The following is a 26,830-nucleotide window of genomic DNA, read 5'->3' as shown; positions in this document are numbered from 1 at the left end:
GCCACGATGGAGCGCCCGGGCACGCGCCGAACTGCCGGTTGGGCGGAGGGCGTCATGACAGGCAAGAATGACCCATCATGGAGATCTGGCCCGGACAGACGTACCCCTTGGGGGCAACCTACGACGGGTCCGGTGTCAACTTCGCCGTGTTCTCGGAGGTGGCCGAGCGCGTCGAGCTGTGCCTCATCGACGGCGAGGGGGACGACCTCACCGAGACCCGCATCGACCTGCCCGAGGTCGACGGCTTCGTCTGGCACGGGTACGTCCCGTATCTCCAGCCCGGGCAGCGGTACGGCTTCCGGGTCCACGGGCCATATGACCCGGCCCGCGGCCACCGGTGCAACCCGGCCAAGCTGCTCCTCGACCCCTACGCGAAGGCGATCGAGGGCCAGGCGGAGCAGAGCCAGGCGCTCTTCTCCTACACCTTCGGCGACCCCGACGCGGCATCGACGACGCAGGTCAACACCGACGACAGCCTCGGACACACGATGCTCTCGGTCGTCACCAACCCGTTCTTCGACTGGTCCACCGACCGGCCGCCGCGCCACGAGTACCACGACACCGTGATCTACGAGGCCCACGTCAAGGGCCTGACCCAACTGCACCCGGAGATCCCCGAGGGGATTCGCGGCACGTACGCCGGCGTCGCCCACCCCGCCACCATCGCGCACCTCAAGGCGCTGGGAGTGACCGCGATCGAGCTCATGCCGGTCCACCAGTTCGTCCAGGACTCGCACCTGCTCGACCGGGGGCTGTCGAACTACTGGGGCTACAACACCATTGGCTTCCTCGCGCCGCACAACGGCTATGCGGCCGGCGGGCAGCGCGGCCAGCAGGTGCTCGAGTTCAAGGGCATGGTCAAGGCGCTCCACGAAGCCGACATCGAGGTGATCCTCGACGTTGTCTACAACCACACCGCCGAGGGCAACCACTTCGGCCCGACATTGGCGTTCCGAGGTCTCGACAACCACAGCTACTACCGGCTCGTCAGTGACGATCTCGCCCATTACTACGACACGACGGGCACGGGAAACTCCCTGCTCATGCGCCACCCGCATGTGCTGCAGCTCATCATGGACTCGCTGCGCTACTGGGTGACCGAGATGCACGTCGACGGCTTCCGCTTCGATCTCGCCGCGACGCTCGCGAGGCAGTTCCATGAGGTCGACAAGCTGTCCGCCTTCTTCGACCTCATCCAGCAGGACCCCGTCGTCAGCCAGGTCAAGCTCATCGCGGAGCCGTGGGACGTCGGCGAGGGCGGCTACCAGGTCGGCGGCTTCCCACCGCTGTGGACCGAGTGGAACGGCAAGTACCGCGACACGGTCCGCGACTACTGGCGTGGTGCAGGAGGCGCACTGGCCGAGTTCGCGTCACGCTTCACCGGCTCCAGCGACCTCTACGAGCACACCGGCCGCAAGCCGATCGCGTCCGTCAACTTCGTCACCTGCCATGACGGCTTCACGCTGCGCGACCTCGTCTCCTACAACGAGAAGCACAACGAGGCCAATGGCGAGGGGGGCGTCGACGGCGAGAGTCACAACCGCTCCTGGAACTGCGGCGTCGAGGGGCCGACGACGGACCCGGAGGTCCTGGCGCTGCGCGCCAGGCAGCAGCGCAACTTCCTGACGACTCTCCTGCTCTCGCAGGGCGTGCCGATGATCAGCCACGGGGACGAGCTCGGTCGCACCCAGCTCGGCAACAACAACGGCTACTGCCAGGACAACGAGATCACCTGGGTCGACTGGGACCTGCAGCACGACGAGGAGCGGCTGCTCGCCTTCACCCAGTCGATCATCAGGCTCCGGATGGAGAACCCGGTCTTCCGGCGCCGCCGGTTCTTCGCCGGCAGTCCCGACCACGGCGGCGAGAGCGACCTGGGCGACATCGCCTGGTTCACGCCGAGCGGCGACCACATGGACGAGCCGGCCTGGCGGGAACCGTCGGCCCGATCCGTCATGGTCTTCCTCAACGGCTCGGCGATCCCCGAGCCGGACAAGCGCGGTGAGAGGACGGTCGGCGACTCGTTCCTCGTCATGTTCAACGCCCACCATGAGCCGATGACGTTCACCCTGCCCGACGAGGAGTACGGGCGCGTGTGGATCCCGGAGGTGGACACGGCCGCCCGCGAGATCGACGCGGAGGAGCTCGAGTCCGGCTGGCAGATCCAGGTGGACGCCCGCAGCGTCGTCGTCCTGCGCAGCCCGCGGGGGGCCGACGAGTGAGCGCAGGCCGCCGCATCCTCTCGACCTACCGGCTCCAGCTCGGTCCGGAGCTGACCTTCGAGGACGCGGCGGCGCAGGCGGGGCACCTGGCTCGGCTCGGCGTGTCCCACCTCTACCTGTCGCCGATCCTCCAGGCCACGGCCGGGTCGACGCACGGCTACGACGTCGTCGACCACTCGCGGCTCGACGAGGGCCTGGGCGGGGAGGCGGGCTTCCGCCGACTCGTGAACGCCGCGCATGACGCGGGACTCGGCCTCGTCGTCGACGTCGTGCCCAACCACATGGCGACCCCGGTGCCCGTGTCGCTCAGCGAGCCGCTGTGGTCCGTGCTCCGCGAGGGACGGGCGTCGCCCTACGCGCACTGGTTCGACATCGACTGGGACGCACTCGGGGGCAGGGTGCTCTGGCCCGTGCTCGGTTCGTCGGTGGAGGAGGCCATCGCAGCGGCTGAGCTCACCGTCGACCGGATCGAGGGTCAGGACGTGGTGCGCTATGTCGACCACGTCCTCCCGCTGTCGCTGGGACCAGACGCAGGCCGTATGCCGCTGAGCTCGCTTCTCGCGGACCAGCACTACCGCTTGGCCTCCTGGCGAGACGCCGCGACGGACCTGAACTATCGGCGGTTCTTCGACGTGACGTCCCTCATCGGGGTGCGCGTGGAGGACCCGTCCGTCTTCGCGGCGACGCACCGGGTCGTCGTCGACGCCGTGGTGTCCGGCGACGTCGATGGGCTGCGCATCGACCATCCCGACGGCCTGGCCGATCCGCGCGGTTACCTGGACCGGCTGGCGGCAGCGACGGGTGGGTGCTGGACCGTCGTCGAGAAGATCCTCGAGGGGCAGGAGCGGCTCCCCGACGACTGGGCCTGCGGCGGGACGACGGGCTACGACGCGCTCCTTCGCGTGGGCGGCCTCTTCGTCGACCCGGACGGGGCCGAGCCGCTCGCGAGCCTGGCGGAGGAGCTCCTCGGGGAGGCGCAGGACCCGCACGCGATGACGTGCGTGGCCAAACGGCACGTCGTCGAGCGGGTGTTGCCGGCCGAGGTCTCCCGCCTCATGCGGCTGGTGGCACGCCTGCTGCCGGACGACGACCAGGCGTCGCTGCGCCGCGCCCTGGAGGCACTTCTCGTCTCGATGGACCGGTACCGCGCCTACGTCGAGCCCGGGGGGTCGATGAGCCCGGAGGCGGCGGAGGCGCTCGACGGCGCGGAGCGGCGGGCCAGCAGCCTGGTCGCACCGGACGACCGTGGCGCCGTCGCTGTCGTGGCACACCTCGCCAGGGGCGGGTGGCTGCCCCGCGCGACGGTGGGGGAGGAGGATGCCGGTCGCGAGTTCGTCGTCCGGTTCCAGCAGACGTGTGGCCCAGTGATGGCGAAGGCGGTGGAGGACACCGTGTTCTACCGCCACGTGCGGCTCGTCGGGCTGAACGAGGTCGGGGGCGACCCCATGCGCTTCGGCGTCGCGGTGCCAGAGTTCCACGCCTTCGCTGAACGCGTGGCAGCGGACTGGCCGCTGACGATGACGACCCTGTCGACGCACGACACGAAACGGTCGGAGGACGTTCGCGCGCGCCTTGCCGTGCTCTCCGAGCGCCCGGCTGAGTGGTCCGCCTGGGTTCGCGAGGCGTGGGCGATGGCCGCGGCTCACCGCGACGAACGGGTCGATCCGCTCACGGAGTACTTCCTGTGGCAGACGCTGGTCGGGGCCTGGCCCATCAGCGCCGAGCGGCTCGTCGGCTATGCCACCAAGGCGGTGCGTGAGGCGAAGCTGCACACTGCGTGGGTCGACGGCGACGCGCGCTACGAAGCCGCCGTGGCCAGGTTCTGTACGGGCATTGCGACAGACGCCGAGGTCACCCGGCACATCGAGGACTGGCTCGCCGCCGGTGCGCCCGCGATTCGAGCAAACACGTTGGGCCAGAAAGTGGTCCAGCTGCTCATGCCAGGAGTCCCCGACCTCTACCAAGGGTCCGACATCGTCGACCTGTCACTCGTCGACCCGGACAACCGGCGCCCGGTCGACGACGACGACCGGGCTCGGCGCCTTGAGCGGCTCGATGCCGGTGAGCCGCCGCGAGACCTGTCCGACGAGAAGCTCCTGGTCACGGCAACGGCCCTGCGGCTGCGGCGTGCGCGGCCCGAGGTCTTCGCCGGGGCCGGGGCCGGCTATGCACCGCTTGCCACCTCGAGTGAGCACGCCGTCGGCTTCCGTCGCGGATCGGGTGGTCCGGACGACGTGCTCGTCCTCGCCACGCGGGGTGCGGGACGACTCGCGAGCCGCGGTGGGTGGAGTGAGGCGGTTGTCACGCTTCCAGCGGGCTCGTGGCGGAACCTGTTGTCCGACAATGGTGTTGCCGGTGGTTCGGCGATGCTCCGCGACGTCGTGCCGCTCGATGGCCTGCCGGTGGCCATCCTCGTGCGGGACGACGTGAGGAGGACGCGATGATGTCGCCGATCAGGGTGTGGGCCCCGGACGCCCAGGTCGTCGAGTGCGTCGTGGTCGGGGGGGACCGTCACGCGATGTCGACTGAGGAGGGTGGCTGGTGGTCGTGGACACCGACCTGCGACGGCCCCGTCGACTACCTCTTCGCGCTCGACGCTCGCGACCCGATCCCGGACCCACGCAGCCCCTGGTTGCCGCACGGTGTGCACGGCCCCACGCGGACCTTCGACGAGGGTGCCTTTGCGTGGACCGACGGCGACTGGCGGGGCGCCCGGGGCGGCGAGGGCGCCCTGGGCGCCGTGTTCTACGAGCTGCACATCGGCACGTTCACCCGGGCCGGCACCTTCGCCGGGGCGATCGCCGGCCTCGACCACCTCGTCGACCTCGGCGTGGACGTCGTCGAGGTGATGCCCGTCGCGGCCTTCGGTGGGCCTCACGGTTGGGGCTACGACGGGGTGCAGCCGTACGCCGTCCACCAGCCCTACGGAGGACCGGAAGCCCTCCAGGAGTTCGTCAACGAGTGCCATGCCCGCGGCCTGGCCGTGTGCCTCGACGTCGTCTACAACCACGTCGGTCCGGTCGGCAACTACCTGCAGGCCTTCGGACCGTACTTCACCGACCGTCACTCCACGCCGTGGGGGCCGGCGCTCAACTTCGACGGACCGGGCAGTGACGAGGTGCGTCGCTGGGTCATCGACAACGCGCTGCGATGGTTCCGCGACTTCCATGTCGATGCCCTTCGCCTCGACGCCGTCCATGCGCTGCACGACGACTCACCCCACCACGTCCTCGCCGAGCTGAGCGACGAGACGGCCGCCCTGTCGGCCCGCCTCGGCCGTCCCCTCGAGCTCGTCGCGGAGAGCGACCTCAACGACCCCGTCATGGTGGTGCCGACGGCAGCGGGCGGACGCGGCATGACGGCCCAGTGGGACGACGATGTCCACCATGCCCTGCATGTCGTGCTGACCCGCGAGCGGCAGGGGTACTACGCCGACTTCGCCGGAGGCACCGAGGCCTGGCCGGAGGGAACCCCGCTGCGGATCCTGGCCAAGACGCTCACCGAGGGGTTCTTCCATGACGGGCGGATGTCGACGTTCCGGGGGAGGGTATGGGGAGCCCCGGTCGACCGGACAACCACGTCCGGTCATCGGTTCGTCGCCTACCTTCAGAACCACGACCAGATCGGCAACCGCGCCCTGGGCGACCGGATCAGCGAGACGATCTCTCCCGGCCAGCAGGCGATCGGCGCCGCGCTCTACCTGCTCTCGCCGTACACCCCGATGGTCTTCATGGGCGAGGAGTGGCGGGCCAGCACGCCCTTCCAGTTCTTCACCTCGTTCGACGACCAGTGGCTCGCCGATGCAGTGCGCAAGGGACGGCGCGAGGAGTTCGCTGCGCACGGGTGGACCGCGGCGGACATCCCCGACCCGCAGGATCCCGCGACGCGGAGCGCGAGTGTCCTCGACTGGACGCAGCTCAGGCAGCCGGGCCACACCGAGATGCTCGACTTCTATCGGGAGCTGATCAAGACCCGTCGAGGCGAGCCGGACGCCAGGTCGGGGGACCTGCGTGCGACCGCGGTGGACGTCGATGACGAGGACGGCTGGCTCGTCATGCACCGGGGCCACGTCCACGTCGTCTGCAACTTCCGGTCGAGGTCACAGGTCGTGCCTCTCAAGGGACACCTCGTCGACCGGGTCCTCGTGTCGTGGGGCCGGGCGCCCGTCGTCGACGAGTCGGGCGTCCGCCTCGACGGACATGACGTCGCGGTCATCCGCACCCGCTGACCGACGTGGCTGGGCCGCACCAGGCTCGGGGGCCGGGCCCGACGGACGACCGCGACCGGTGGCTCTGACAGGCTTTCGAGTTCGGGCGCGTGCTGCCGGGGCTCGTCGTGGTAGTCCATCGGCCCGTCGGATCCCCGGGAGCCGTGGTCCCGACGACGCTCGCCGGGTCAGGCGTCCTTGACGCGGACCGCGCCCTCCTGTCCTCCGACCATCGCGCGTCGCTGGCGGACCACCTGACCGATCCGGACTCAATCGGCCCGGCACGGGGGTCAGGGCCTCGACGACGCTCGCCGGGTCAGGCGTCCTTGACGCGGACCATGCCCTCCTGCGCGGTCGTCGCGACGAGCTGGCCCTCCTGGAACATCTGGCCGATCCCCAGACCACGGCCGTTCGAGGCGGACGGGGACTCCTGGACGTAGAGGAACCACCGGTCGGCAGCGACGGGGCGGTGGAACCACATCGAGTGATCGAGGCTCGCCACCCGGAGGCGGCGGTCGCCCCACAGGAGGCCGTGTCGGCGCAGCACCGGGTCGAGGAGGGAGTAGTCGCTCGCGTACGCGAGGACGGCGGCATGGATGAGCGGGTCGTCGGGGAGCTCGCCGAGGGCCCGCATCCACACCTGCTGCTCGGCCACCGCGTCGGCCGACGGCATGAGGAAGGTGGCCTCCTCGACCGGACGCTGCTCGATCGGGCGCTCATGGGCGATGTGCTGGGCGGCCGGATGGTCGATGTGACCGAGCAGGTCGGCGAGCGAGCGCAGCCCCTCGGGACCGGGCAGCTCGGGCATCGTCAGCTGGTGCTCGAGGCCGGGGGCGTGCGCCTGGAACGATCCCGTGAACGACATGATCGGCGCGTCGTTCTGGATCGCGTGGACGCGCCGGGTCGAGAACGACCTCCCGTCCCGCATCTCCTCGACCGCGAAGCGGATCGGCTGGGTGTCGTCCCCGGGCCGCATGAAGTAGCCGTGCAGCGAGTGGATCGGGCGGGGCCCCTCGCGCTCCTCGACCGCCTTGAGGGTCAGGCCGGCTGCCATGACGCACTGGGCCAGCACCTGACCGCCGAACACCCGCTGGTGTGGCATCCGCTGGCTGCGACCCTCGAACACCCGCGCCTCCGTCGCGCCGATCGAGGACGCAGCGCTCTGGCCGGCGATCCCCGTGACGGAGATGTGCGCCGTGCCGAGCTCCCGCAGGGTGAGCACGTCGATGAGGTCCTCGATGGGCGACAGCGTCGGGGTGAGGTCGTCGGTCACAGCCTCGACCCTAGTGCCGTGGCAGCGCAGACACGCCGCGCAGGCAGCGAGGCACCGCAGCTCAGCAGGCGTCAGGCCTCGAGGGCGAGCACGAGTGGCAGAACAGCTGGTGCACCTGCCTCGCGAAGGAGCGCGCCGGCGACCGTCAGCGTCCACCGCGAGTCGGCGACGTCGTCGACGAGGAGCAGTGGCCCCGGTATGCCGCTGAGCCGGCGTCGCAGGTCATCGCCCAGCCCCAGCCGTCCCCACGTGTTCGCGAGGCGAAAGGCGCTGTTCCCGCCGGGCTCTCCGACCGGTCCGCCGTCGACGAGGTCGAGTGGCCCGAGGTAGGGGAGCCGGCCGAGCTCCCCGATGCCGGCGGCGAGGGACGACACGAGCTCGGGTCGTCGGCGGGAGGGCACGGAGGCGATGGCGACCGGCCGCTCGGCCCAGTCCCAGGTCCGCAGCACGTCCACGACGGCCCGGAGCACCTCGTGGGGCACCGGCCGGTCGCCTCCCTCGCCGGCCGTGGCCCGGAGCAGCTCGCGCAGCCGTTGGCCCCACCCGAGGTCGCTGAGGCGCGCGACCGCGCGGCCCTGGGCAAGGGCGACCTCGGGCGCGATGCGTCCCTTGACCGGGACGCCGAGCCGGTCCATCCCGGTCGGCCATTGTGCGCGGGGCTCGAGGACGACGCCGGGCTGCTCGAGACGGGAGCGAGCCGTGTTGATCGCGGCATCCGGTATGGCGGTGGCGAACCACGCACCGGCGCACCCGTCGCACCGACCGCAGTCCTGTGCCGTGTCGTCGTCGAGGCAGCGCTGGAGGAAGGCCATCCGGCAGCTGTCGGTCCGCTCGTAGTCCACCATGAGCTGCTGCTCCCGGTCCCGTGCCTCGGAGACCCGCTGGTAGCGCTCCGCGTCGTAGGTCCACGGCTGGCCCGTCGCGGCCCAGCCACCCGGGACCCGCTGCACCGCGCCGTCGACATCGAGCACCTTGAGCAGCAGCTCGAGCCTCGTCCGGCGCACATCGACGATGGACTCGAGCGCCACCGTCGACAATGCCCGGCCGCTCTCGACGAGGGCGCGCAGGACCGCATCGGCCTGGTCCTGGCGAGGCATCGACGCGGACGCGAAGTAGCGCCAGATGTCCTTGTCCTCGGGGCCCGGCATGAGCAGGACGTCGGCCCGCTCGGTCGCACGGCCCGCACGCCCGACCTGCTGGTAGTAGGCGACCGGGGAGGACGGCGCCCCGAGGTGCAGCACGAAGCCGAGGTCCGGCTTGTCGAAGCCCATGCCAAGGGCCGAGGTCGCCACGAGCGCCTTGATCTCGTTGTCCCGCAACGCCTCCTCGAGCCGGATGCGCTCCGCCGGCTCCGTCCGCCCGGTGTAGGCGGCAACGTCGTGGCCGGCGTCGCGCAGGGCAGTGGCGACGTCCTCGGCGGCAGCCACGGTCAGCGTGTAGACGATGCCGGAGCCCGGCAGGTCGGCGAGATGCGCGATGAGCCACGCGAGCCGCTGCTCGGGGGAGGCGAGGGGAAGCACCCCGAGGCGCAGCGACGCTCGGGCGAGCGGGCCCCGGAGCGTCAGCACGTCCCGGCCGCCACGCGAGCCGTCGTCATCGCGTCCACCGGCCGACAGCTGCTCGACGACGTCGGTCACGACGCGCGCATTCGCCGTCGCCGTCGTCGCCAGGACCGGTGTCTCGTCGGGCAGGGTGGTCAGCAGGTCCCGGATCCGTCGGTAGTCGGGCCGGAAGTCGTGACCCCAGTCGCTGATGCAGTGCGCCTCGTCGACGACGAGCAGGCCGCACGTGGCAGCGAGGGCGGGGAGCTGCTCGTCGCGAAATCGCGGGTTGTTGAGCCGCTCCGGGCTCACGAGCAGCACATCCACCTCGCCCCGGGCCAACGCCCCTGAGACGGCAGCCCACTCGTCGGCGTTCGTCGAGTTGAGCGTGACGGCGCGGATGCCGGCCCGCTCGGCTGCGGCGATCTGGTCCCGCATCAGGGCCAGCAGCGGGCTGACGATGACGGTGGGCCCGGCACCCTCCGCTCGTCGAAGCGCCGTCGACACGAAGTAGACGGCCGACTTCCCCCACCCGGTCCGCTGGACGACGAGCACGCGGCGCCGGGACGTGACGAGCGCCTCGATCGCCTCGAGCTGTCCCTCGCGGAAGCCGACCTCGTCGCGCCCGACGAGGCGTCGGAGCGCGACGGTGGCGCGCTCGCGAAGGTCGGTCGCTGGCGGGGCGGTCGGTGAGCTCGGCATGGCACCCACCGTACGGGCCGCTGGTGACCGAGCTCAGCGGCATACGGCATGGGCTGTGGACGACGGGTACCGCGAAGGGAGGGCTGTGGACGGCCCTGCAAGGATGGACCCATGGAGCCGTACGCCGCCCACGTGTCCCTGCGGTGGTCCGACATGGACGCCTACGCGCACATCAACAACGTCCAGTTTCTCCGCCTGCTCGAGGATGCTCGGGTCATCGGCTTCCGGGACTGGTTCGGCCAGGAGCGGTCCCTCCTCGACGAGGGCGTGCTCGTGGCGCGGCACGAGATCGAGTACCGCCAACCGCTCGGCTTCCGCCACGAGCCGGTCGAGATCCAGATGTGGGTCTCGCGGATCGGCGGGGCAGGGTTCGACGTGGCCTACGTCGTCACCGACCCCGACGGCGTCCGTGCTGCGGGAGGTGATGCGGGAGGTGACGGAGCGGGCGGGCAGCGCACCGTCTACGCCGTTGCCGAGACCGAGCTCGCGCTCTACGACTTCGCCTCCGCGTCCCCGAGGCGGATGCGGCCGGAGGAGCGACAGATCCTCGAGCAGCTCTTCGGCGACCCTGCACCGTTCCGGAGGCGGCGGCGGTGAGCGCCGTCACGGAGCAGATCGACTTCGGGGACCCGTCCGGCCTGAGTGACCTCGCGACCTTCATCAGCAGGGCGCGAGTCGCTCTCCCTGACGGCGCCATCCGGCTCCAGGTGCCCGGACGGGGACTGCTCGTCGTCACGGTGGCCGTGCTCGAGGGCTCGGGCGTCCTGGGGGACGGGACCGTGCTCGGCCTCCGAGCGGTCGAGGTCCGGGCCGCCACGCCCGGGATCGACGCGACGGTGGCCTTCGCGTCGATCACCGACCGCCTGGCCCGACACCATGGCACCGAGACGACGTTGAGCGTGCCCCCGACGACGGTGTCACCGCCCTGGGCCGGGCTGACGCCACCGCGGGAGGGCTGGGAGCGCGTCGGGGCGCTCGAGGCGGCCGACGTCACGAGGGCCGCCGAACGGGGCATCGCCGACGTGGCGGAGGGCACTCCGGACGGAGCGGGCGGCGCTGTGGTGGCGGCGCTGCGACGCCGGGTCTGGGGGGCGATGACGCGGACCGTCCCGCCGATCGCGGCCGGGCTCGCCTTCGGGGCGCATGTCCTCGGGTTCGTGCGGGAGGGGGAGCCGACCGCCGTCGCGACGTGCGGACGGTGGACCCGGCTCAGCACGTCGCGGGGTCACGTCCTCGTGCGCTGAGCCCTCGGTCTTCGCACCGCACGGCAGGGCGTATGCCGCTCAGCCGGCTCCCGTCCACACGTTGCGGTCGGTGAGCACGTCCTTGAGGACATCGATGCGGTCGCTGACGAGACCGTCGACGCCGAGGTCGAGCAGGCGGTGCATCTCGTCGGGGTCGTCGACCGTCCACACGTGGACCTGCTTGCCGAAGTGATGGGCGGCGTCGACGAGCTTGCGCGTCACGACGGTCACCTCCCGGCGCCCGAGCAGGTACGTCGGCGGGACCTGGAAGACATCGGCCGGGGACCGGAGCATGCGCGACAGGGCACGCGGTCCGAACCGCATGAGGATCGTGCCGGCATGGGACGCTGCCGTCGCGACCCGACCGGCGGACACCTTCCGGAAGGTCGTGATCTCCCGCTGGTAGAACGATCCGACGCACACCGAGTCGTACAGGCCGCGGTGCTCGATCAGCTCCCAGAGCAGCTCGCCCGTCCGCGGTGCCTTGAGGTCGATGTTGAGCTTGATCTCGGGAAAGGTCTCGATGACCTCGCTGAGGAGCGGCACGTGCTCGCCGTGACCGACCCGGGCCCAACGGACCTCGTCCCAGTCCAGGCTCCGGATCCGGCCCTGCTGGTCCGACACGCGGTCGAGCCGGTCGTCGTGGAAGGCGACGAGGCGGCCGTCGCGCGTGGCGTGGACGTCGGTCTCGATGTGGGTGTAGCCGAGGTCGACGGCGTTGCGGAAGGCGGTCATCGTGTTCTCGATGCCGAGGTTCGGCTCGTACAGGGCGCCCCCGCGGTGCGCGAGGGCGACGGGCGTTCGAGCCAGGTACGGCCTCGTGCTCATGGGTCTGAGGCTATCCGTTGCCCGGCGGCCGGTTGGTCACGGCCACCTCGCCCATACGGTGGCGTCCGTCGGCACCAGGCCTGCGTCGAGCGGCGCCGATGCGGCTATCACCTCGGCCCCGTCCGGCAGCGGCACCGGCTCGGCGCCGAGGTTGGCGACGACGAGGACGCGGTCCCCGTCGGCGCTGCCGTTGACGAAGGCGACGACGTCCGGACCGTAGCCCCGGACGAAGGCCAGCGAGCCGGACCCGAGCGAGAGTTCGCGGCGCCGGCGCAGCAGGGTCCGATAGAGCTCGAGCGTCGAGCCGGCGACCCGGTCCTGCTGGTCCACGGCGTAGCGGCCGTAGCTGCTCGGTTGGGGCAACCACGTGGCCGGGCTGGGTCCGAAGCCGTGGCCCGGCGCGTCCTTGGTCCAGGGCATCGGCACCCGGCAGCCGTCGCGTCCCTTCTCCTCGCCGCCGCTCCGCACGAACGTCGGGTCCTGGCGCAGCTCGTCGGGCAGGTCGGTGGACTCGGGCAGGCCGAGCTCCTCGCCCTGGTAGAGGTAGGCGCTGCCGGGCAGCGCGAGCATCAGCGTCGTGGCGGCTCGGGCGCGCCGGAGGCCGAGCTCGTGGTTGGGCTGCGGGTCCTCGGCGCCGATCCCGTTGGGGCGCCTCGTGCCCGGCTCGTAACCGAGCCGCGTGGCGTGGCGGACCACGTCGTGGTTGGACAGCACCCACGTCGAGGGTGCGCCGACGGAGTCCGCGGCGAGCAGGGACCGCTCGATGACCGCCACGAGGTCCTCGCCGATCCACGGCGTGCCGAGGAAGTCGAAGTTGAAGGCCTGGTGCATCTCGTTCGGACGCGTGTAGAGCACGGCCCGCTCCTGCGGCTCGACCCAGGCCTCGGCGCACAGGATGCGGTCCGGCTCGCCGTACGAGTTCAGCACCCCGCGCCAGGACCGGTAGATCTCGTGGACACCGTCCTGGTCCCAGTACGGGATGTGGTGCGTCGGCTCAGGCGCGTGGCCGTCGAGCACGTGCGCCGCCGCCTCCTCGGTGTCACCGAGCATGTGGGTGCGGGCCCGGTGATCGGGAAGGCCGTCCTTCTTGACGAGGCCGTGCGCGACGTCGACGCGGAATCCGTCCACGCCTCGGTCGAGCCAGAACCGCAGGACGGACTCGAACTCCGCCCGAACCTCGTGGTGGTCCCAGTTGAAGTCCGGCTGGGTGGAGTCGAACAGGTGCAGGTACCACTGGCCGGGCGTGCCGTCCGGCTCTGTCAGTCGGGTCCACGCCGGCCCACCGAAGACCGACTCCCAGTTGTTCGGGGGCAGTACACCTCCGGCCCCGCGGCCGTCGCGGAAGACGTAGCGCTCGCGCTCGGGGGAGCCCGGGCCGGCCGCGAGTGCGGCCCGGAACCACGCGTGGGCGTCGGAGCTGTGGTTCGGCACGAGGTCGACGATGACGCGCAGGCCGAGGTCGTGGGCCCGCCCGATGAGCTCGTCGGCGTCCGCGAGCCGACCGAAGAGGGGGTCGACGTCGCGGTAGTCCGCCACGTCGTAGCCCGCGTCGGCCTGCGGGCTCGGGTAGAACGGCGACAGCCAGAGCGCGTCCACGCCGAGGGTTCGGAGGTGTCCGAGTCGTGCCGTGATGCCGGGCAGGTCGCCGATGCCATCACCGTTCGAGTCGGCCCACGACCGCGGGTAGACCTGGTAGATCACGGCGTGGCGCCACCATGCGGACTCGCGCTGATCGGCGGCATGGATCACGGGAGAGACGCGCAGCGTGGGACGGGACGGGGTTTGCGTCGAGGTCACCGGGCCCATCATCGACCATCCGGCCGCAAAGACCAAGCAAGACCTGCAAGTTCTTGCATGCGAAGCCAAGGCGGACACGCTCGGGCCTGCGACACTGGCCCACTGATTCGCGCGGCGAATCAGTGGGCCAGTCGCCGCAAGCCTGCACAGCGCCACGTCCGGCTTGACACGCCCCCCGACCTGGTCGCGCCGGCCCGACGAGTCCGCGCTGCAACACCATCGTCAAGCAACGCGCCAGACGCGCCGACCTGCACTGGGGTTGTGTCGGTGTCCGCTGGTAGGCAGGACCGATGAACTTCGGATTCGTCGTGCCGTATGCCGCTGAGCTCGCTTTCGCAGACCTGGCCCGGCTGGGCGAGGGGCGAGGGTGGGACGGGGTCTTCACGTGGGAGGCGCTCTACGGCGTCGACGCGTGGGTCGAGCTCGGCGCCGCCGCGATGGTCACCTCCTCGATCCGGCTGGGCACCCTGCTGACGCCGGCATCGCGACACCGGCCGTGGGACCTCGCCTCGAAGGTCGGCTCGGTCGACCGGATCAGCGGCGGGCGGGCCGTCATGTCGGTCGGGCTCGGCGCCCTGCATCCCGGGTGGCTGGCCTTCGAGGCTGACGAGGGTCGCGCCGTCCGGGCGAGGAAGCTCGACGAGTCGCTGGCCATCTATGCCGGGCTGCTCGGTGGCGACCCGGACTTCACCTACGAGGGCAGGCACTACTCCGCCGGTCACAACGACTTCCCCAAGCCACCGCCCACCCCGCAACGCCCACATCCGCCGGTTTGGGTCGTCGGTGCCGCGACCGTCGGCCGCGACGGTCGCCAACGATCCCTCGAGCGGGCGGCGCGCTGGCAGGGGGTCATCCCGGCGATCCATCCGCCGTCCGGTGAGGGCGCAAAGTCGGTCGAGGACTTCGGCGCCGTCATGGACTCGGTCCGGGAGCTGCGGGCCGCGGCGGGGCTGGCCATGGACGGCTACGACGCGGTCATCGAGGCCGACTCGCACGGCTCGTTCACCACGCTCGAGCCTGCCGAGCCCGGCGTCTGGGAGCAGGCTGGCGCGACCTGGTGGATCGAGAGCTGGTGGGACCTGCCCGAAGGTCCGGACGGCCTTGCGGAGGTCCGACGCCGGGTCGAGGCGGGCCCGCCGCGTCCCTGAGCGACGCGTCGCGGCGGGCTCAGCGCTGGCCGCGGCCCAGGTGCAGGCCCAGCCCCCGCCCGCCACCGATGACACCGGCGTCCACGGCCTTCTTGACCGCGTCTGCCTCGGCCTGGGTGAGCTTGCCGTCCTTGACGGCCTGGTCGAGCCGGTCCGTCAGGGCCTTGTCGCGCTCGGCCTGGTGAGCCGCTTCGAGGTCCGTAAGGGCGCTGCTGACCTTGCTCGAGTCGATCCCGAGCTCCTTCGCGAGGGCATCCGCGAGCTTCTGCTGCATCTGGTCGCGGAGGGCCTGGCGGTCGGCCGTCGCGTCACCCTTGGCCTTGGCCCGGAGGTCCTTCAGCTCGGCCTTGAGGTCGCTCCGCACTGCGGTCAGGGCGTCCCGCAGCTTGGCCTGGTCGACCCCCAGCTTCGAGGCGAGCTCGGAGAGGTCCCCTCGGAGGGCGCCCATGCCACCCATGCCGTGCCGGCCGCCCGCACCCCAGCCCTGACCGTTGCCATCGCCGTTGCTGCCACTGGACCCGCTCTGGGTCGTGGGCGACGGCGTGGGGGTGGCCTGGTCAGCCTGGGCTCCGGACGAGATGCCGAATCCGATCGCCAGCGCAGCCGCACCCACCGCCGCGATGCCGGCCATCTTCTTGTTGATCGCTGTCACGTCGCGTTCCCTTCATGCCTTCCGCAGCCAACGCGTGGCCCTTGCCATCAGCCAACACCAGGAAGGATGGCTGCGCCCGGTCAACGTGCTGTGAGTCCCTGTGAGTTCGTGGGACGCCGGGAACGGCGCGGATCAATAGGCTCCGTCCGGTCCCGGGGTGTTGACCAGTGAGTACGCGGCCCGAGTGAGGTAGTCGCGCAGTCGGTCGTCCAGGTCCGGCTCGAGGCCCAGCGTGTCGACGGCGTTCATCATGTGGAGCAGCCAGCGATCCCGCATGTCAGGGGTCACGCGGAACGGCACGTGGCGCATCCGCAGGCGGGGGTGCCCGCGCTGGTCGGAGTACGTCGTCGGGCCACCCCAGTACTGCTCGAAGAACATGCGGAGCCGGTCCTCGGCCGGGCCCAGGTCCTGCTCGGGGTAGAGCGCCCGGAGCTCGTCGTCCTGCGCCACGCCCCGGTAGAACTCCCCGACGAGCTTCGCGAAGGTCTGGTGGCCACCGAAGTCGTCGTAGTACGTCACGGCGCCGATTGTCCCAGACGGGCAACGGCGCTCAGGCCTGGCCTCCGTAGGGCGGGACGGCCGGGAGGACGGTGGGCGACCGGACCCCCTCCCGGTCGAAGGCGTTCTTGATCCGCTCCCGCAGCTCCCGTTGCACCGAGAAGTGCTCCTGGGCAACGGTCCGGACCGAGACCCGCACGGTGACGACCCCGCCCGTCATCGACTCCACGCCCACCGTCGGCGGCCCGAGCAGCTTCTTGTCCCAGGGCGAGATGTCGCGCAGCTCGTCGGCAACGGCCTGGATCAGTCCCTTGACCCGCTCGACGTCCTCGTCGTAGGGGACTGGAAGATCGACGACGGCGATGGACCAGCCCTGGGAGCGGTTGCCGATCCGGATGATCTCGCCGTTGCGGACGTACCACGTCACGCCGTTCGCGTCGCGTAGCTGGGTCACCCGCAGCGACACGGTCTCCACCGTTCCCACGGCCTCACCCGTGTCGATGACGTCACCGACGCCGTACTGGTCCTCGACGATCATGAAGATCCCCGACAGGAAGTCCTTGACGAGGCTCTGCGCCCCGAAGCCCAGTGCGACTCCGCCGACGCCGACCGAAGCCAGCAGCGGCCCGAGCGGGATCTCGAGCAGCGCCATGACCGTGAGCGTGGCGACCGTCAGGACGACGATCGTGACGACGTTGTGCAGCAGCGAACCCATCGTGCGGGTCCGCTGCAGGTGTCGCTCGTTGGCGAGGCCGATCGCCTGCGCCAGTGCCCGCCCCGCACCCGGCTGGGCGGCGCGCTGGGTGTGTCGAGTCGTCGCTCCCGCGACGACCCGGTCGATGAGGTGGTGCAGCAGTCGCAGAGCGACGACCGCCAGCGCGACGGTGACGATGATCTGGAGCGGAGTCCCCACAAACCACTCACCCACCTGGGCCCACGTGAGCGATGGAAGCGAGCTCAGCGGCATACGGACCATTGTGTATGCCGCTCAGCTGACTCGAGTGGCGAGGCTCACTGGCGCTCGGCGTCCTTGGCCTGCGCGCTCAGCGCGCGGGTGATCGTGTCGCGGTTCTCCGCCACGGTGCGCACGAGACCCGCCGGGGCGTCCTGGTGGGAGTCGAGCCACGCGTCCGAGGCGGCCTTGAGCTCCTTGCTCGCGAGGCTGAACGGGTAGAAGCCGCCGACGACCCGCTCACCGATGGCGACGCTGCGCGAGGCCCAGGCGTCGACGAGCATGGCGTGGTACTTCTCGACGTACGGCTCCAGGAGCGTGAGGTCGGTGCTGCGGCGGAAGCCGTTGCCGATGGCCTGGACCATCTGGTTGGACAGGTCGTTGCGCTCCACCGCCTTGGCCCACGCGTCCGCCTTGGCCGCAGCGGTCGGGCGAGCGGCCAAGGCCTCCGCGGCACGCTCCTTGCCGGTCGCGGTGGGGTCCCGGTCGAGCTCGGCCTGGATCTCGTCCGACTCCGCCACGCCGAGTGCGGCCAGGGCCAGGGTGAAGGTCCAGCGCAGCTCCGTGTCGACGGTGAGCCCCGGCAGTGACTCGGCTCCGGTGAGCAGCGCCCGCAGGGGCGCCTCGTCGGCGGGGTCGACCGTGGTGTTCGCCCAGCCCTCGATGAGCTGGAACTGGGCGTCGCTGCCGGGCTCGGCTGCCTCCGCCAGGCCACGCAAGGTCGACGAGAGCAGCGCCGCGGTCTCCGCGCGGTGGGCCGGCGCCGTGTAGAGGCGCGTCGCCGTGGTGATCTGGGTGAGCAGCACCCGCAGCAGGGTCGAGTCGTGTTCACCCGGCAGCGAGTCGAGCACGAGGCGGACGAAGTCACGGGCCGGCATCTCCGCGTCGCGGGTCATGTCCCAGGTCGCTCCGAGCACGAGGGACCGCGGCAGGGAGCCCTGGAAACCACGGGGCAGGTCGAGAGCGGTGCGCAGCGACCGCTCGTCGAGGCGGATCTTCGCGTAGGCCAGGTCGTCGTCGTTGAGCAGGAGCAGGTCGGGCTGGGCGCGGCCGACGAGGTCGGGCAGGTCGGTGCGCGACCCGTCGATGTCGACCTCGAGGTACTGGGACCGGACGAGCGTGTCACCGACCCGGTCGTACAGGCCGATGCCGAGGCGGTGCGGGCGCAGCGTGGGGTACTCGCCCGGTGCGGTCTGGGCGACGGCGAAGGAGCGGTACGTGCCGTCCTCGGCGACCTCGAAGACCGGCCGGAGCGTGTTGACGCCGGCGGTCTCGAGCCAGAGCTTGGCCCACGACGCCAGGTCGCGCCCGGATGCCTTCTCGAGCTCTCCGAGCAGGTCGGCGAGGGTCGTGTTGCCCCAGGCGTGCGCCCTGAAGTACTCCCTCAGGGCGGCGACGAAGGGCTCTCGTCCGACGTAGGCGACGAGCTGCTTGAGGACGGAGGCGCCCTTGGCGTAGGTGATGCCGTCGAAGTTCACCTCGACGTCCTCGAGATGGCGCATGTCCGCGGCGATGGGGTGCGTCGAGCTGAGCTGGTCCTGGGTGTAGGCCCAGGCCTTCTCGGCGGTCCCGAAGGTCGTCCAGGCGCTCGTCCACTCGGTGGCCTCCGCCTGACAGGTCGTCGAGGCCCACTCGGCGAACGACTCGTTGAGCCAGAGGTCGTCCCACCACTTCATCGTCACGAGGTTGCCGAACCACATGTGGGCCAGCTCGTGGAGGATCGTCAGCGCGCGGCGCTCGATCTTCGCCTCGGAGACCTTCGACCGGAAGACGTAGACCTCCGTGAAGGTGACCGCCCCGGCGTTCTCCATCGCGCCCATGTTGTACTCGGGCGTGAAGACCTGGTCGTACTTCTCGAAGGGGTAGGGCTGGTCGAACTCCGCCTCGAAGAAGGCGAAGCCCTTCTTCGTGCAGTCGAAGATGTTGTCCGCATCGAGGTGCTGCGTCAGCGACCTGCGGCAGAAGACGCCGAGGGGGACGGTGCCGCCACGGGTCTGCACCTCGTCGCGGACCTCGTCGTACGGGCCGGCGATGAGCGCGGTGATGTACGAGGAGATGCGCTTCGTCGGCGCGAAGGACCACGTGGCCACCTCGGTGTGGTCGACGACGCCGGCCGGGTTCGGCTCCGGGGTGGGGGAGTTGGAGATGACCTTCCAGTGTGCCGGGGCCGTCACGGTGAACCGGAAGGACGCCTTGAGGTCGGGTTGCTCGAAGACGGCGTACATCCGACGCGAGTCGGGCACCTCGAACTGGGTGTAGAGGTAGACCTCGTTGTCGATGGGGTCGACGAACCGGTGCAGCCCCTCACCGGTGTTGGTGTAGCGACCGGTCGCGTCGACCGTCAGCTCGTTGACTGCGGCGAGGTCGGGCAGCGTCACCCGGGAGTCGACGAAGACCTCGGCGGGATCGAGCTCCCTGCCGTTGAGCGTCACGCGCTGGACGGACTCAGCGATGAGGTCGATGAACGTCGCGGCTCCCGGCTCGGAGCAGGAGAAACGCACGGTGGAGACCGTCCGGAACGTCTGTGGTCCCGTCGTCAGGTCGAGCTGGACGTCGTAGCTCTCAACCCGGAGCAGGCTGGCGCGCAGCGCCGCCTCGTCGCGGGTCAGGTTCTTGCCGGGCACGAAGGCCTCCTCTGGGGGACGGGTCGGGCACGGTCGTCCGCAGGTGGGGACGGCTCCGTCGCGGGGGACATCCTCGCACGGATGTGGGCCGGATCGGTCAGTGGCCACTGGCCGCGGGGAGGCCCCGGGCGGGTGCGAGGATGAGGTCATGGTCACCGAGCACAAGCATGTGGAGATGTGGTTCGACCCGATCTGTCCGTGGGCGTGGATGACCTCTCGCTGGCTCATGGAGGTCGAGACGCTGCGAGACCTCGAGGTCACGTGGTCGGTGATGAGCTTGGCCGTGCTCAACGAGCACCGGGACCTCGACGCCGCGTACCGCTCCCTCATGGACAACGCCTGGGGTCCCGTCCGGACCATCATCGCGGCTGCCGAGGAGCACGGCCCCGACGTCGTCAAACCGCTCTACGACGCGATGGGGACCCGCATCCACCTGCGCAAGGTCAAGGACTTCGACCAGGTCATCCGGGAGTCGCTGGCCGACGTCGGCCTGCCCGAGCGACTCGCGTCCGCGGCGCACCACAAGACCCACGACGCGGCGCTGCGACGCAGTCACAAGAGGGGGATCAGCCTCGTCGGCACGGACGTCGGCACGCCGATCATCTCGGTCGAGGGCATCGCCTTCTTCGGACCGGTCGTGACCCCGGCTCCCAAGGGCGAGGACGCTGCACGGCTCTGGGACGGGTGCGTGCTCGTCGCCAGCACTCCGGGGTTCTACGAGCTGAAGCGAACGAGGACTCAGGGCCCTATCCTCACCTGAGCCACCCTTCCTCCCCGCCAACCCGACGCAAGGACGGACATGCGCATCCACATCGCCGGCGACCATGCGGCCTACGAGCTCCAGCAGGCCCTCATCGCGCACCTCGAGGGGGCTGGCCACGAGGTCATCAACCACGGCCCGTTCCACTATGACGAGCAGGACGACTATCCCGTCTACGTGCTGCGGGCCGCGGAGGCCGTGGCTGCCGAGTCCGGTTCTCGTGGTGTGGTGCTCGGCGGCTCAGGGAACGGTGAGCAGATGGCGGCGAACAAGGTGCGCGGCATCCGCGCCGCCCTGTGCTCGTCGTCCGAGCTGGCCGCTCTCGCGCGAGAGCACAACGACGCCCAAGTCCTCTCCATCGGAGCGCGGTTCACGAGCGTGGACGAGGCCACGAGCATCGTCGATACCTTCTTGGCCACAGAATTCTCCGATGAGGCGCGGCACCGTCGCCGCGTGGGTATGGTTTCGGCGTACGAGAGCGATCGGACCCTCCCCGCGCCGCCCGACACGACCGACTGAACGACCAACTGAAACGACGAGGATCGCTGCCCGCCGGACCTTCCACGGCCCCTTCGATCCATGGATGGAGGCCTGTGGCCGTCAACGAGAGCTTCGTCTCTCAACGCCCCGCCATCGCCACTGGCACGATCCGCCGAGCCCGCATGCTCATGCCCTGGATGTCGCGTTCCCCCTGGGTTCTCGTCATCGCTCTCATCCTGGCCGGACTGGCCGCGGGTTGGGCGATCGCCACGTGGCCCGAGCACATGCCCTGGGGCATCTTCTCGTTCCTCGTCGTCGTCGCCGGCCTCTTCCTCGAGCCCCGGCACCTGGTCGTCGTCTACATCACCCTGTTCACGACATTGGCGGTGGTCGGGGCGGCTCTCGGTGACCGCAAGGGAGCGACCTTCGGCACCGAGGTCGTCACGTTGGCGATCATGCTGCTCATGATCTGGCTGGCGCACGCCCGGGCCCAGGTCGGTGTCGTGGGCGTGAGTGGCGAGTCGATGCTCGTCGACATGCGCGACCGCCTCCGTGCCCAGGGGGAGCTGCCGGAGCTGCCCCCGGACTGGTCGGCGGAGATGGCCCTCGAGTCGGCATACGGCGACGGCTTCGCGGGTGACTTCGTCGTCGCGGGGCGCTCCACCGACGGCAGGATGCTCGAGATCGCCCTGGTCGACGTCTCGGGCAAGGGCCGTCAGGCGGGCACCCGGTCGCTGCTGCTCTCCGGCGCCCTGGGCGGACTGCTCGGCGAGATGAGCGAGAACGGCTTCCTCCACGCGGCCAACAACCACCTGCTGCGTCTGCGGTGGGCCGAGGGCTTCGCCACGGCGGTCCATGTCGCGATCGATCTCGGCACCGGTGACTTCTCCATCGGCTACGCCGGGCACCCGGCCGCGGCGCAGTTCGCCGCGGGGTCGGGCCGGTGGCGGATGCTCTCCGGCGGCCGTGGCCCGCTCCTCGGCGTCATCGAGAGCGCCGAGTTCCCGCGCGAGACCGGAACCATTCGACGCGGCGACGCCCTCGTCCTCTACAGCGACGGCGTCATCGAGGCGCGGGACAAGGCGCTCATCGACGGCATCGACCGGATGCTCGGACGCGCGGAGTCCTTCGTCACGAAGGGGTTCGAGGGCCTCGCCCAACGCCTCTGCGACCATGCGCTCGCGGGCCACGGCGATGACAGGGCCGTCGTCACGATCTGGCGGCGCTGACCGGCGGCACGCGACGTCACTACGATGCCTGCGTGACCGAACCGGCCCAGGAGCGCGAGCTCGCGAGAGCGCGACGCCAACCCCATGACGTGCCCGACCTGCCCGAGGGCGTGACGCCCGCGCGGGTGCGCAGCTTCGTCAGGCGGGGTCGGCTGTCCAGCCTCACCCTCGATCGACTCGAGCGGTTCGGGCCGGCGCGGGCGCTGCCGGCCGGGCGATTCGAGCCGGAGCGGGCCTTCGGGCGGATCGCGCCGGTCGTGCTCGAGATCGGCTGTGGGCACGGTCACGCCGCCATTGCCCATGCCGCCGAGTTTCCCTCCTGGGACGTGCTGGCCATTGACGTGCACACCCCGGGCCTGGCCCGGATGCTCGCCTCCGCAGACGAGGCGGGAGTGCCGAACCTTCGCGTCGAGCAGGCGGACGCGGTCGTCTTCCTCGAGGAACGCGTCGCGGACCAGACCTTCGACGCGATCCACCTCTTCTTCCCGGACCCATGGCGCAAGAAGAAGCACACCAAACGCAGGTTCGTGTCGCCCACGAACCTCGACCTGCTCGCCCGGGTCCTGAAGCCTGGCGGTTATGTCCTGATCGCCACCGACCAGGACTTCTACGCCGAGCACGTCCTCGCGGAGGCGGCCGCGCATCCGCGCTTTCGCGCGAGCCGGAGCGAGCGTCCGCGCTGGCGGCCCGAGGCCGGCTTCGAGGCCAAGGGGAGGGCGGTCGGCCGCGAGATCCACGAGCTGCGCCTCGACCTCGTCGGGTGAGGCTGACCCGGTGAGTCCTCTGGCGACTCAGCAGGTCAGCTCTCCGAGTGGGCAGGCGACGCGTCGATCGACCGCTCCGGCCGCGGAGACAGCTCCTCAGGCCCGGGTCAGGGGCACGGGTACAACGGCCTGCAGCTGCTCGAACGTCATCCCATGCGTCTCGCGGACGCGGACGCCTTCGGGACGGATGAGGAACACCGCGACGTCGGTGTAGACCCGGGTGACACAGCCGACTCCCGTCAGGGGATAGGTGCACCGCTCGACGAGCTTGCTCTCACCGTCTCGGGTGAGAAGGCTCATCATGACGTAGGTCTCCTTCGCGCCCAAGGCCAGGTCCATGGCCCCGCCGACGGCCGGGATGTCGTCCGGGTGGCCGGTGTGCCAGTTGGCCAGGTCCCCGTTGGCGGCGACCTGGTAGGCGCCGAGGACGCAGATGTCCAGGTGTCCGCCGCGCATCATCGCGAACGAGTCGGCGTGGTGGAAGTAGGACGCCCCCGGCAGCTCGGTCACGGGGATCTTGCCGGCGTTGATCAGGTCGAGGTCGATCTCATCGCCCTGCGCAGCGGGACCCATGCCGAGCATGCCGTTCTCCGTGTGCAGCGTGACGTGCTGCTCGGGTGAGAGGTGGTCGGCGACGAGGGTGGGCTGGCCGATGCCGAGGTTGACGTACGCCCCGGTCGGGATGTCGGCCGCCACGAGCGCGGCAAGCGCGTGCTTGCCGAGGCGGTCGGGCCCCTCGCTGAACGTGCGTACCGGGTTCGTCCCAGCACTCATTGGCCCTCCTCCGGTTGCGGGGTCGCCTCGGTCGGGACGACGACGACCCGGTCGACGTGGATGCCCGGGGTCACCACGATCTCGGGGTCGATGCCGCCGACCGGCACGAGCTCGTGTACCTGGACGATCGTCGTCGTCGCCGCGGCGGCCATGATGGGCCCGAAGTTCCGGGCGGTCTTGCGGTAGGTGAGGTTGCCGACCCCGTCGGCTCGGTGCGCCTTGACGAGGGCGTAGTCGCCCCGGATGGGGTACTCGAGCACGTAGTGGCGGCCGTCGATCTCGCGGACCTCCCGACCTTCGGCCAGCTGCGTGCCGTAACCGGTCGGCGTGAAGAAGGCGCCGATACCAGCGCCGGCCGCGCGAATCCTCTCGGCGAGGTTGCCCTGCGGCACCAGCTCGAGGTCGATCTCGCCGGCCCGGTACTTCGCATCGAAGTGGTGGCTGTCGTGCTGTCTCGGGAAGGAGCAGATGATCTTGCGCACGCGGCCGGCCGCGATGAGGGCTGCCAGCCCGGTGTCACCGTTCCCGGCGTTGTTGTTGACCACGGTGAGGTCGCCGGCGCCGCTCTGGACGAGGGCCTCGATGAGCTCGACGGGCTGACCGGCCGTGCCGAAGCCGCCGATGAGGACCGTCGCGCCATCAGGGATGTCGGCAACCGCTTCCCTGGCGCTCTCAGAGATCGTGAGCATGTGGATTTCTTTCTCCTTCAAGCGTTTCCGTATGCCGCTGAGCTCGTTCACGCGGTCTGGCTCACTCAGTGGGAGGTGACGTTCTCGAGCACCACCGCGAGGCCCTGGCCCACGCCGATGCAGATGCAGGCGACGCCCCATCGCTCCCCGGTGCGCTGCAGGTCCCGCGCGAGGGTGCCGAGGATCCGACCGCCGGAGGCGCCGAGTGGGTGCCCGATGGCGATCGCGCCGCCGTGCCGGTTGACGATCTCGGCGTCGATGGGCCACGCGTCGATGCAGGCCAGCGACTGGGCGGCGAAGGCCTCGTTCAGCTCGACCGCCGACACGTCGTCCCACGTGATGCCGGCCCGGGCCAGCGCCCGGTTGGCAGCCTCGACCGGCGCGTAGCCGAAGAACTGCGGCTCGTTCGCGCTCGCGCCACGACCAGCGATCCGCGCGATCGGGTCGAGGCCCAGCTCGTCCTGGGCCCGCTCGCTGCCGAGGAGCACTGCGGAGGCGCCGTCGTTGAGCGGCGACGCGTTGCCGGCGGTCACCGTGCCCCCCTCCTTCCGGAAGGACGTCGCGAGGCCGGCCAGCCTCTCCACCGTCGTATCGGGCCGGATCGCCTCATCGCGCGAGAGCTCCACACCGGGCACCGCGACGACCAGGTCGTCGTAGAACCCGTCGGACCACGCCCGGTCGGCCAAGCGGTGGGACCGCTCCGCGAAGGCGTCCTGACGGTCCCGCGTGATGTCGTACTTCTCGCGGAGCTGCTCGGTTGCCTCGCCGAGCGACACCGTCCACTCGGCCGGCATCGTGGGGTTGACCAGGCGCCACCCGAGCGTCGTCGAGGCCAGGCTCAGGTTGCCGGCCGGATATGGCTTCTCGGTCTTGGGCAGCACCCAGGGCGCTCGGGTCATCGACTCGACGCCACCGGTGAGCACCACCTCCGCGTCACCGGTCTCGATGGACCGCGACGCGACCATGGCCGCGTCCAGGCTCGAACCGCACAGCCGGTTCACCGTGGAGCCCGGCACGCTCGTCGGAAGGCCCGCGAGGAGGGCCGCCATGCGCGCGACGTTGCGGTTCTCCTCGCCGGCGCCGTTGGCGTTGCCGAACACCACCTCGTCGATGTGCTCCCCGGCACCGTCACCTTCCAACCCCGGTGCGCGCTCGACGATCCGCCGCAAGACGAGCGCCGCGAGGTCGTCCGGACGCTCCCCGGCGAGGGCGCCGCCGAACCGCCCGAACGGCGTGCGAACGGCGTCGTAGACAAACGCGTGGCTCGGCATCCGTGGTTTCCTTCCGTTGGTCGGAATGCGAACGATTGTGCGCAATACGAACAAGCGAAGTGTAGACCATCTCCTTCCGCCGGGAACGAGAACGGCCGCACCACGCGAAACCGCCGCTCGCGGCATGGTTACTACCGACCTGTCGGCAGGCACCTGGGGAGTGCGCGCGGCCCAATCGCCGCTTCCAGGACCAGTCAGCGTGATGCTGAGTCGAGCGGGAACCGCATGAGCGTCGCGGCCCCGTTGGCGAGGGCGCCGTTGGTCAGGTACATGACTCCGGTGCCGAAGACCGTCTGCGTCGGGTAGGACAGGCCATTGGTGCGTCCCGCGATGGTGCGCAGCGCGCCGGTCGCGACGTCCACGGCCACGAGCTTGTTGGACTGGTTGACGGTGACGTAGAGCAGGCCGTCCGGGCCGAACGCGATGCCGTCACCGGTGACCAGCTGGTTCGAGCGGACCACGGTCGAGACGGTGCAGCCGTCCACGCCGCCGGCGATGGTCATGATTTCGCCGGTGGCGGCCACGACGGCATACAGCTGTCCATTGTGGAAGGTGATGCCGTTGATCCCGAGCGCCTTGCCACCCGCCAGCGCCGGATCCTGGCACCACGTCGCTGTCTCCCCGCTGACGGGGTCCACGGTGAAGACGCGCCCGCCCCGGCTGTCCGAGACGTACAGGAGTCCGTCGCGCACGGCCAGGCCGTTGGGGAAGCTGTCCGGGAAGGTGGTCACGAGCGTCGGAGTCGCGTTCTCGGCCGCGACCGGCAACGAGTACAGCCAGCCGTCGCCGTCGAACGAGGCCCTCGCGAAGTACAGCCGGTCGCCGACGACGGTGACACCGGTCAGCAGGGAGCTGCCGCCCAGGTCGACGGTGCCGACGACCATCGTGGACCCGTTCGTCACGCGCCGGATCTCACCGGCGAAGCCCAAGGACACGAACGGTATGCCGTCCGCGAGGGCGACCGACTCGGGGAAGCTGCCCGGCTCGAAGGTCGACACGATCGTGCCGTCGGTGTGCGGTCCTCCCGTCAGTCCGGCCCCGGCGACGCCGGGCGACATCATCGCCATCACCAGAGCTGCCGCCAGGGCGGCCAGGGCTGCTGCACTTCTCGAGACCCGGGACATGACCGGCTCCTTCCACCGCTTGGCGGCGTACCCGATGTCTCGAGCCAAGGC

The 26,830-nt window shown here is 70.6% G+C and carries 22 protein-coding genes; 10 read left to right on the top strand and 12 right to left on the bottom strand.

Going from position 1 to position 26,830, the window contains the following annotated elements; all coding sequences use genetic code 11:
• The first annotated feature begins 77 nt into the window (after positions 1–77).
• The 3 genes from glgX to treZ are packed head-to-tail and all read left to right on the top strand — an operon-like array spanning position 78 to position 6,450.
• Positions 78–2,222, top strand: a complete 2,145-nt coding sequence (gene glgX / locus ABF401_RS18335) for a glycogen debranching protein GlgX (RefSeq protein ID WP_353511024.1) — start codon at positions 78–80, stop codon at positions 2,220–2,222.
• A complete protein-coding gene (gene treY / locus ABF401_RS18330; RefSeq protein ID WP_353511023.1) occupies positions 2,219–4,666 on the top strand; it encodes a malto-oligosyltrehalose synthase in 2,448 nt (815 codons plus the stop codon). Before glgX ends, treY begins: the two co-directional genes overlap by 4 nt.
• A complete protein-coding gene (treZ, locus tag ABF401_RS18325; protein WP_353511058.1) occupies positions 4,666–6,450 on the top strand; it encodes a malto-oligosyltrehalose trehalohydrolase in 1,785 nt (594 codons plus the stop codon). The genes treY and treZ overlap by 1 nt, the downstream gene beginning before the upstream one ends.
• Before the next feature lie 295 nt (positions 6,451–6,745).
• On the opposite strand, the gene ABF401_RS18320 is transcribed toward treZ, so the two are convergent.
• On the bottom strand, positions 6,746–7,702 hold the full coding sequence (locus ABF401_RS18320) for an acyl-CoA thioesterase (RefSeq protein WP_353511022.1): 957 nt from the start codon (positions 7,700–7,702) through the stop codon (positions 6,746–6,748).
• Positions 7,703–7,773: 71 nt separating this feature from the next.
• The gene (locus ABF401_RS18315; RefSeq protein ID WP_353511021.1) at positions 7,774–9,945 is read right to left on the bottom strand and encodes a RecQ family ATP-dependent DNA helicase; all 2,172 of its coding nucleotides are present in this window, start codon (positions 9,943–9,945) and stop codon (positions 7,774–7,776) included.
• A gap of 111 nt (positions 9,946–10,056) precedes the next feature.
• Between ABF401_RS18315 and ABF401_RS18310 the strand changes: the two genes are divergently transcribed.
• Both ABF401_RS18310 and ABF401_RS18305 read left to right on the top strand, forming a co-directional pair.
• Entirely contained in the window at positions 10,057–10,542 is a 486-nt protein-coding gene (locus tag ABF401_RS18310; protein WP_353511020.1) for an acyl-CoA thioesterase, read from the top strand.
• Entirely contained in the window at positions 10,539–11,189 is a 651-nt protein-coding gene (locus ABF401_RS18305; RefSeq protein ID WP_353511019.1) for a DUF8185 domain-containing protein, read from the top strand. Before ABF401_RS18310 ends, ABF401_RS18305 begins: the two co-directional genes overlap by 4 nt.
• 39 nt (positions 11,190–11,228) lie before the next feature.
• Here ABF401_RS18305 and ABF401_RS18300 read toward each other — a convergent pair whose 3' ends face one another.
• Both ABF401_RS18300 and ABF401_RS18295 read right to left on the bottom strand, forming a co-directional pair.
• Complete coding sequence (locus ABF401_RS18300) at positions 11,229–12,017, bottom strand: glycerophosphodiester phosphodiesterase family protein (protein ID WP_353511018.1); 789 nt, start codon at positions 12,015–12,017, stop codon at positions 11,229–11,231.
• A gap of 36 nt (positions 12,018–12,053) precedes the next feature.
• Positions 12,054–13,823: a glycoside hydrolase family 13 protein gene (locus ABF401_RS18295; protein ID WP_502908287.1), complete on the bottom strand. Its 1,770-nt coding sequence runs from the start codon at positions 13,821–13,823 to the stop codon at positions 12,054–12,056.
• Positions 13,824–14,104: 281 nt separating this feature from the next.
• Between ABF401_RS18295 and ABF401_RS18290 the strand changes: the two genes are divergently transcribed.
• Entirely contained in the window at positions 14,105–14,962 is an 858-nt protein-coding gene (locus tag ABF401_RS18290) for an LLM class flavin-dependent oxidoreductase (protein WP_353511017.1), read from the top strand.
• Between the two features lie 19 nt (positions 14,963–14,981).
• Here ABF401_RS18290 and ABF401_RS18285 read toward each other — a convergent pair whose 3' ends face one another.
• From ABF401_RS18285 to pepN, 4 genes are all read right to left on the bottom strand, one after another.
• Complete coding sequence (locus tag ABF401_RS18285) at positions 14,982–15,614, bottom strand: hypothetical protein (RefSeq protein ID WP_353511016.1); 633 nt, start codon at positions 15,612–15,614, stop codon at positions 14,982–14,984.
• A gap of 132 nt (positions 15,615–15,746) precedes the next feature.
• Positions 15,747–16,133, bottom strand: a complete 387-nt coding sequence (locus ABF401_RS18280; RefSeq protein ID WP_502908284.1) for a globin — start codon at positions 16,131–16,133, stop codon at positions 15,747–15,749.
• Between the two features lie 31 nt (positions 16,134–16,164).
• Complete coding sequence (locus ABF401_RS18275; RefSeq protein WP_353511015.1) at positions 16,165–17,079, bottom strand: mechanosensitive ion channel family protein; 915 nt, start codon at positions 17,077–17,079, stop codon at positions 16,165–16,167.
• 44 nt (positions 17,080–17,123) lie between these two features.
• Entirely contained in the window at positions 17,124–19,688 is a 2,565-nt protein-coding gene (gene pepN / locus ABF401_RS18270) for an aminopeptidase N (RefSeq protein ID WP_353511014.1), read from the bottom strand.
• Positions 19,689–19,836: 148 nt separating this feature from the next.
• On the opposite strand from pepN, the gene ABF401_RS18265 reads away from it, so the two are divergent.
• From ABF401_RS18265 to trmB, 4 genes are all read left to right on the top strand, one after another.
• Positions 19,837–20,448: a mycothiol-dependent nitroreductase Rv2466c family protein gene (locus ABF401_RS18265; RefSeq protein WP_353511013.1), complete on the top strand. Its 612-nt coding sequence runs from the start codon at positions 19,837–19,839 to the stop codon at positions 20,446–20,448.
• Positions 20,449–20,487: 39 nt separating this feature from the next.
• Entirely contained in the window at positions 20,488–20,967 is a 480-nt protein-coding gene (locus ABF401_RS18260; RefSeq protein ID WP_353511012.1) for a ribose-5-phosphate isomerase, read from the top strand.
• A 74-nt stretch (positions 20,968–21,041) separates the two neighbouring features.
• Entirely contained in the window at positions 21,042–22,157 is a 1,116-nt protein-coding gene (locus tag ABF401_RS18255; RefSeq protein WP_353511011.1) for a PP2C family protein-serine/threonine phosphatase, read from the top strand.
• Positions 22,158–22,189: 32 nt separating this feature from the next.
• On the top strand, positions 22,190–22,921 hold the full coding sequence (gene trmB, locus ABF401_RS18250) for a tRNA (guanosine(46)-N7)-methyltransferase TrmB (RefSeq protein ID WP_353511010.1): 732 nt from the start codon (positions 22,190–22,192) through the stop codon (positions 22,919–22,921).
• 96 nt (positions 22,922–23,017) lie between these two features.
• Here trmB and ABF401_RS18245 read toward each other — a convergent pair whose 3' ends face one another.
• The 4 genes from ABF401_RS18245 to ABF401_RS18230 form a co-directional block, all read right to left on the bottom strand.
• Positions 23,018–23,695 (bottom strand): 3-oxoacid CoA-transferase subunit B, encoded by a 678-nt coding sequence (locus ABF401_RS18245; protein ID WP_353511009.1) that lies wholly within the window; start codon positions 23,693–23,695, stop codon positions 23,018–23,020.
• Positions 23,692–24,384, bottom strand: a complete 693-nt coding sequence (locus ABF401_RS18240; protein WP_353511008.1) for a 3-oxoacid CoA-transferase subunit A — start codon at positions 24,382–24,384, stop codon at positions 23,692–23,694. The genes ABF401_RS18245 and ABF401_RS18240 overlap by 4 nt, the downstream gene beginning before the upstream one ends.
• 65 nt (positions 24,385–24,449) lie before the next feature.
• The gene (locus tag ABF401_RS18235; protein WP_353511007.1) at positions 24,450–25,655 is read right to left on the bottom strand and encodes a thiolase family protein; all 1,206 of its coding nucleotides are present in this window, start codon (positions 25,653–25,655) and stop codon (positions 24,450–24,452) included.
• A gap of 194 nt (positions 25,656–25,849) precedes the next feature.
• Complete coding sequence (locus ABF401_RS18230) at positions 25,850–26,779, bottom strand: NHL repeat-containing protein (RefSeq protein ID WP_353511006.1); 930 nt, start codon at positions 26,777–26,779, stop codon at positions 25,850–25,852.
• Positions 26,780–26,830 lie beyond the last annotated feature (51 nt).

Origin of the sequence: Intrasporangium sp. (assembly GCF_040414665.1) — a bacterium.
Taxonomy (GTDB): Bacteria; Actinomycetota; Actinomycetes; order Actinomycetales; family Dermatophilaceae; genus Intrasporangium.
The sequence above is the reverse complement of the archived record's forward strand: the minus strand, read 5'-3'. Positions and strand labels throughout refer to the sequence as shown.

Coding starts and splice junctions, on each gene's coding strand:
- ABF401_RS18275 (WP_353511015.1), bottom strand. CDS start 17,079: ATGCCGCTGAGCTCGCTTCCATCGCTCACGTGGGCCCAGGTGGGTGAG.
- ABF401_RS18310 (WP_353511020.1), top strand. CDS start 10,057: ATGGAGCCGTACGCCGCCCACGTGTCCCTGCGGTGGTCCGACATGGAC.
- ABF401_RS18265 (WP_353511013.1), top strand. CDS start 19,837: ATGGTCACCGAGCACAAGCATGTGGAGATGTGGTTCGACCCGATCTGT.
- ABF401_RS18230 (WP_353511006.1), bottom strand. CDS start 26,779: ATGTCCCGGGTCTCGAGAAGTGCAGCAGCCCTGGCCGCCCTGGCGGCA.
- glgX (WP_353511024.1), top strand. CDS start 78: ATGGAGATCTGGCCCGGACAGACGTACCCCTTGGGGGCAACCTACGAC.
- ABF401_RS18290 (WP_353511017.1), top strand. CDS start 14,105: ATGAACTTCGGATTCGTCGTGCCGTATGCCGCTGAGCTCGCTTTCGCA.
- ABF401_RS18300 (WP_353511018.1), bottom strand. CDS start 12,017: ATGAGCACGAGGCCGTACCTGGCTCGAACGCCCGTCGCCCTCGCGCAC.
- ABF401_RS18245 (WP_353511009.1), bottom strand. CDS start 23,695: ATGAGTGCTGGGACGAACCCGGTACGCACGTTCAGCGAGGGGCCCGAC.
- ABF401_RS18295 (WP_502908287.1), bottom strand. CDS start 13,823: ATGGGCCCGGTGACCTCGACGCAAACCCCGTCCCGTCCCACGCTGCGC.
- ABF401_RS18235 (WP_353511007.1), bottom strand. CDS start 25,655: ATGCCGAGCCACGCGTTTGTCTACGACGCCGTTCGCACGCCGTTCGGG.
- ABF401_RS18315 (WP_353511021.1), bottom strand. CDS start 9,945: ATGCCGAGCTCACCGACCGCCCCGCCAGCGACCGACCTTCGCGAGCGC.
- ABF401_RS18260 (WP_353511012.1), top strand. CDS start 20,488: ATGCGCATCCACATCGCCGGCGACCATGCGGCCTACGAGCTCCAGCAG.
- treZ (WP_353511058.1), top strand. CDS start 4,666: ATGTCGCCGATCAGGGTGTGGGCCCCGGACGCCCAGGTCGTCGAGTGC.
- ABF401_RS18240 (WP_353511008.1), bottom strand. CDS start 24,384: ATGCTCACGATCTCTGAGAGCGCCAGGGAAGCGGTTGCCGACATCCCT.